Genomic DNA, 3,985 nt, shown 5'->3' with positions numbered 1-3,985 from the left:
ATATCATGGCGGATATTATTAGAAGATTTCGCTTCAGGATATGCTCAAGCGCTGAAGGGTGAAGAGATCAAATTCCAGGCGAAGACCGCATCATACCAAGAATGGTCAAGTCGGATGAAGGAATATGTCCGCAGTGAAGCATTCGCGGCAGAGAAAAGCTACTGGCAGCACGAAACTAAGGCCATTGGAGCAGGAACAGAAATTACGTTGGAAGAAGTCGGGCAACTCGGCGATGGAAAGTATATCGAGGTACAGCTGGATGAGGACATGACGGAAAAAGTCCTTCGACAGGTCAATCAAGCGTACAATACCGAAATTAATGACATTCTAATGACGGCCCTCGCGATGTCCATCCATGAATGGGATGGAAGGGAAGAAATCTGTATTGATATGGAAGGTCATGGCCGAGAGGAATTGGTCGAAGGATTAGATATTACACGAACAGTAGGATGGTTTACAAGTATCTACCCAGTGACTCTTCAAGTCAAAGAACAGGAACTAGGAAGACAAATTAAAACGATAAAAGAAGCACTACGTTCAATTCCGAACAAAGGAATCGGGTATGGTATGTACCGATACTGGAGTGAGGAAGGCCAAGGCGAAGGACGGAAGGTATCCGGCATTAGTTTCAACTACTTGGGACAGTTTGACCAAGACTTCCAGACAGCGATCTTCAAAGGTTCTTCGTTACCTGTAGGTGATATGGCAAGTCCTGTGCTGAAGCGAAGTAGTGGATTAGAAGTAAGTGGCATTGTGAAAGAAGGAAGAATGCGATTTACGTTTGGTTACAACGGAAAGCAGTATTTTGAGCAGGAGATGGAGAATCTTGCGAACTGTTACATGCAGAAGCTATCCTCGATTATTGCACACTGCGTGAAGAAAGAGAGTACGGAGCTAACTCCAAGTGATGTCATGGTGCACAACATGAGCATCGAGGAGATCGAAGATGTATACGCTCTAACAGCAAGCAACGTAGGTCTAAGATTAACCATAGAAAAAATGTATCCTTTAGCACCATTACAAGAAGGAATGTTATTTCACCATGTGATGAACAAGGGAGACTTGCAGTATTTTGTGCAAACCAGTTTTGAGGTTCGAGGTAGTTTAGCTATTGATTTGTTGGAACAAAGTTATCAGGAGCTTATTAACAGACATGATGTGCTTCGAAGTGTATTCGTATTTGAGAATATAAGAAGATCGTTACAGGTTGTATTAGAGCAGTGGAAGTTCAGCATTGATGTGCAAAAGATTGCAAACAAATCTGATGCAGAGCAAGAAGAAGCTATGAGCCGTTACATGCAAGAAGATAAAAATAAGGGCTTTGACTTGACCACAACCATTCCGATGAGAGTTGCTGTTTTTGAAATGAGTGAGCAACAGTTTAAGGTGATTTGGAGTTTCCATCACATTGTGATAGATGGTTGGTGTATGAGCACCTTGTTTACAGAATTACTTCAAATTTATGAGTTCTTGAGCAAGGGAACGTCTCTACAATTGGAGACAGCACAGCCTTACAGCCGCTTTATCCAGTGGTTAGAGAAACAAGATAAAGCGAAAGCATCGGATTATTGGAACGATTATTTGAAAACGAACGATGAAGTGACTACCCTGCCGGGATATAAAAAGACGGCAGATGGCTATAAGCAAGAGGAGCTGTGGTTTGCGCTGGGTGAGGAACAAACACGAAAACTCCAACAACTGGCGAACCAATACCAGGTCACTTTGAATACCATGATGCAGACGATCTGGGGGGTAGTCCTGCAGAAATATAACCGAGCGAATGAAGTTGTGTTTGGTGCCGTGGTTTCGGGAAGACCGGCCGTAATCCCTGGAATTGAGAAGATGGTGGGCTTGTTTATTAATACCATTCCTGTCCGAATTTCAAGTAGCCCGGCACAACCGTTTACAGAGGTATTGCAGGCAGTTCAAGATGCAGCGATTGTTTCAGATTCGTATAGTTCATATCCATTATATGAGATCCAAAACCAAAGCACATTAAAGCAAGATTTGATCAATCACATTATGGTATTTGAAAATTACCCAATGGATGATCGATTGAAGGATATGAGTCAAACCGCCGGAGTGGGCTTGGAACTATCTAATTTCAATACGTTTGAGCAAACGAATTATGACTTTAATGTGATTTTGATACCTGGAAAGGAACTTGCAATAAAATTCAGTTACAATCTGAATGCATTTGAAGTCGGAAGCGTAGAACGAATGAAAGGCCATGTGCAGCATGTTATTAAGCAGATCATAGCAAATCCGAACGCAACGATGGATGAGATTGAAATCGTGACATCAGAGGAAAAAAGGCAGCTGGTATATGGATTTAACCAGACGAAGACCGATTATCCAAAAGAAAAAACACTGCATGCATTATTTGAAGAACAAGTTGAGAAATTCCCCGATCATTTTGCTCTAGTACATCGGCAGGATTCAATGAGCTACCGTTCATTAAATAAGAAAGCTAATCAACTGGGAAGATATCTTCAAGAGTGTGGTGTTACGGCGAATAAAGTAGTCGGCATCATGGCCGATCGTTCAATAGATATGGTCATAGGGATATTGGCGATCTTAAAAGCAGGGGGAACGTACTTACCGATAGACCCGAACGTTCCAACGGATCGTATGAATTATATGTTGAAGGATAGTGGGGCGAAGATAGTACTAACCCAGTCATACTTAAAGACAGAGGGATTATATTGTAAAACTGTGGTAGATCTATCTACACCTACAGATAGTTATGAAGATACGAATTTACTATCTTCTAACGGAGTGCAGGATCTTGCCTATATCATGTATACCTCAGGGTCCACAGGAAATCCAAAGGGGGTCATGATCCCACACAAAGGGTTGCTGAATTATTTGTGGTGGGCTAACAAATCTTATTTTAAAGACGAAGCCTATCACTGTGCGTTGTACTCTTCCATAGCATTTGATTTAACAGTAACATCACTATACTTGCCGCTGATTACTGGGAAAACATTGTTTATATATGAGGGAACAGATGCAGCGGTTGTTCTTAGCGAAGTGCTGACAGATGATAAAGTGGGAATGCTTAAAATAACACCATCTCATATGAAGCTTTTAGAAGAGCTGAATTTGGAAAGTAAGAATTTGAAGGTTCTTATTACAGGTGGAGAAGATCTGAAAAGAGATTTGGCAGAGCGAGTACATCAGCAGTTCAACGGAGAAGTCACTATCTATAATGAATATGGTCCAACCGAGGCAACTGTAGGGTGCATGATTTATGAGTATGAACCGGCTGAAGCGAAGGGAACGTCCGTACCGATTGGCAGACCGGCAGACAACATGAGGGTTTATGTATTGGATGAAAAGCTTAATCCAGTTGTGACGGGAAGTAAAGGCGAGCTATGTATATCTGGAGAAGGATTGGCGGAGGGCTACCTCAATCAACCAGAATTAACAGCTGAAAAGTTCGTAGCGAACCCGTTTAAACCCGGAGAAAAGATGTATCGTAGCGGAGACTTAGCACGGTGGTTACCGGATGGAACGCTTGAATATATGGGGCGGATGGATCATCAAGTTAAGATTCGAGGCTACCGAATTGAATGTGGCGAGATTGAGGCGCAGCTGTTAAAGCATGAATCGGTTAACGAAACGTTGGTGATGGCACGAGAGTCGGAGGATGGCAGTAAGTATCTGGCAGCTTACATCGTGAACGAAACCCAGGTAGATGTAACCGAATTGAGAAGACACTTGGAGAAACACGTACCAAGTTATATGGTACCAGCCTACTTTATCCAGGTAGAACGAATGCCGCTTACGTCCAACGGAAAAGTAGACCGGAAAGCCTTGCCGTTACCAGAGGAAGGCTGGATGCGAGGAAATGAGTATGTTGCCCCGCAAGGTGAAATGGAAGAGCAGCTTGCTGAGATCTGGAAAGAAGTATTGGGAATTGAGCAAGTGGGTCGAACAGATAACTTCTTTGAGCTAGGTGGAGATTCCATTAAGGCCGTCC

1 protein-coding gene is annotated in these 3,985 nt (G+C 42.8%); it reads left to right on the top strand.

Features of this window, described 5'->3' with window-relative positions:
- Positions 1-3,985 (top strand): non-ribosomal peptide synthetase (locus A3844_RS30775; protein ID WP_143192215.1); only part of this gene is annotated, 3,985 nt, incomplete at both ends.

The organism is Paenibacillus helianthi, from assembly GCF_001909055.1.
Taxonomy (GTDB): Bacteria; Bacillota; Bacilli; order Paenibacillales; family Paenibacillaceae; genus Paenibacillus_AQ; species Paenibacillus_AQ helianthi.
This window is presented reverse-complemented; position numbering and strand designations above follow the sequence as displayed.